The sequence below is a fragment of the Trebonia sp. genome (assembly GCF_049794275.1).
Lineage (GTDB): Bacteria > Actinomycetota > Actinomycetes > Streptosporangiales > Streptosporangiaceae > Trebonia.
Genome location: NZ_JBARCR010000696.1, coordinates 1 through 2,790 on the forward strand (window position 1 = coordinate 1; position 2,790 = coordinate 2,790).

The window sequence follows — 2,790 nt, forward strand, 5'->3', positions numbered from 1 at the left end:
GACTCGTGAGCACCGCACCCCCGTCGCCGCCCACCGCCGCGGAGGAGGGGAGCCCCGGGAGTCAGCGGCGTACGTTCGGGACAGTCTTTAAAGAATCTTTTCTCGAAGGAAACACCGTCACGGTCACGGTGCTCGCGCTGTTGTCCGCCATGGTGCTCGGCGGCCTGCTCGCCGCGTTCACCAACCCGGCCGTGCTGCACGCGCCCGCGGGCGACGTCATCCCCAAGGCCTGGGACGTGGCCTCGTCGACGTACGTGGCGCTGTTCGAGGGCTCGGTGTTCAACCCGCACACCGTGGCCGCCCTGTTCCAGCAGTCGTCGATAAGCACCGCGATCCACGACGGGTACCTGTCGGCCGTGTTCATGCCGCTGTCGGAGACGGCGGTCGGCGCGACGCCGCTGATCCTCACCGGTCTCGCCGTCGCGCTGCCGTACCAGGCGGGCCTGTTCAACATCGGCGGCCAGAGCCAGTTCATCGGCGGCGCCATCATGGCCGCCTGGCTCGGCTACGACCTGTCCCTGCCGTTCTTCGTGCACGTGGTCGTCTGCGTCCTGGGCGGCTTCGTCGGCGGCGCCGCGATCGGCTGGATCGCCGGCGAGCTCAAGGCGCGCACCGGGGCGCACGAGGTCATCGTCACGATCATGCTCAACTACGTCATGCTGTACTTCCTGGCGTACCTGCTGTCGTCACCCAACCTGCTGCAGGCGTCCGGGTCGCCAAACCCGATCACGCCGCCGATCGCGTCCAACGCGCACCTGCCGCTGATCGCCGGGACCAACTTGCGGATCAACGCCGGGTTCCTGATCGCGATCGCGTGCGCGTTCGGCGCGTGGTGGCTGCTGAACAGGACCACCACCGGGTTCGAGTTCCGGTCGGTGGGGGCCAACCCGTCGGCCGCGCGGGTGGCGGGCATGAAGGTGGAGCGGAGCTGGGTGCTGGTCTTCCTGATCGCCGGCGGTCTCGCCGGGCTGGCCGGGTCGGCCGTCATCCAGGGCACCGACTTCACCCTCAACCCGCAGAGCTTCGGCACCTACGGGATCGACGCGATCACCGTGGCGCTGCTCGGGCGCGGCAAGCCGGGCGGCGTGGTGGCGGCGGGGCTGCTGTTCGGCGCGCTGCACGCGGGATCGCCTGGCATGCAGAACGCGGCGAACACGCCGGTGCAGATCGTCCAGGTGCTCCAGGCGCTGATCGTGCTGTTCGTCATCGCGCCGCCACTGGTCAAAGCCATGTTCCGGCTCCGGGCGACCCGCGCCGCCGGAGTCGCCACCGGCACCTCAAGGGGGTTGAGCGCGTGACCACTGCGAGGGGCACGGCTTCTCAGTCGCTAGGCAAGTCGCGGCTGCCAGAGCTACTGCCCGCGGACGGCGGGGCCGCGCGGGGCGGCCGGTTCGCGGCACCGATCACGTTCGCGCTGTTCGGGCTCGTGGACATCCTGCTGTTCGGGCGGAACGCGCACGGGGACGCCACGTTCGCGTTCAAGCCCGAATTCGCCAAGGTGTCGGTACCGAACCTGACGCTGCCCGGCGCGGCGACCTGCTACGTGTGCGGCGGCATCACGCTGGCGCTGGCGCTCGTGCGGCTGCTGTCGGTCATCGGGGTGCTGCGGCTCGGCCGCACCGGCCGCCGGGTCATCCTCGGTGTCGTGCTTTTCCTGTTCATCGTCGCGCTGAGCGCCTGGGCCGCCGCGGGGCAGGCCATCCCGTTCAACGTCGTGAACCTGATGTCGGGCTCGCTCAACGACTCGATCCCGATCATGCTCGGCGCGCTGACCGGCGTGATCTGCTCCACCTCGGGCGTCGTCAACATCGCCATCGAGGGCCAGCTGCTGCTCGGCGCGTTCTGCGCGGCGATCGCCACGTCGGTGACCGGGTCGTTGTGGCTCGGGCTGATCTGCGGCGCGCTCGCCGGGTCGCTGGTGGGAGCGTTGCTCGCCCTCTTCGCGATCGCCTACACCGTCAACCAGATCGTGCTCGGCGTCGTGCTGAACACCCTGGTGCTCGGCCTCACCGGGTACCTGTACAACGCGATCATGGTGCCGTACGGGGACACGCTGAACAACCCGTCGACGTTCGGCCCCTTGAAGATCCCCGGGCTCGGCGACATCCCGATCATCGGGCCGGTGTTCTTCGACGCGAACATCTTCCTGTACCTCACGTACGTGATCCTCGCCCTGACCCAGGTCGGGCTCGCCAGGACACGGTGGGGGCTGCGGACGCGGGCCATCGGCGAGCACCCGGTGGCGGCGGACACCGTCGGCATCAGGGTGCTGGCCATGCGGTACCGGAACGTGATCATCTCCGGGCTGATCGCGGGCATCGGCGGCGCGTACTTCACGATCGGCTCGGTCGGCTCGTTCGGCCCCGACATGTCGTCAGGCGAGGGCTACATCGCCCTGGCGGCCATGATCTTCGGGCGGTACACGCCGTTCGGGGCCGTCGGGGCGGCGCTGCTGTTCGGCTTCACCACGCAGATGCAGTCGATCCTGTCGTCGCTCAACGTGCCGATTCAGTCGAACCTGCTGCTGCTCACCCCGTACGTGGTGACGATCATCGTGGTGGCCGGGCTCGTCGGCAAGGTGCGCCCACCGAAGGCCGAAGGCATCCCCTACGTGAAGTCCTGACAGGATTACGCTTTATGACGGTCGACGCGCAGTTGCGGACGGCGGTTGAGGCGTGGCTCGACGACGACCCCGACGAGCGCGACCAGGCGGAGCTGCGCGCCCTGCTGGCTCGCGGCGACGACGAGGCCGGCGCGGAGCTGGCCGACCGGTTCGCGGGGCGGCTGACG

At 69.4% G+C, this 2,790-nt stretch carries 2 protein-coding genes; both read left to right on the forward strand.

The features are described 5' to 3' along the window. A partial coding sequence (locus tag WA805_RS18570) for an ABC transporter permease (protein ID WP_425242960.1) occupies positions 1–1,298 on the forward strand: 1,298 nt, incomplete at its 5' end. Next, a complete protein-coding gene (locus tag WA805_RS18575; RefSeq protein WP_422277168.1) occupies positions 1,295–2,623 on the forward strand; it encodes an ABC transporter permease in 1,329 nt (442 codons plus the stop codon). The genes WA805_RS18570 and WA805_RS18575, both read left to right, overlap by 4 nt. Positions 2,624–2,790 lie beyond the last annotated feature (167 nt).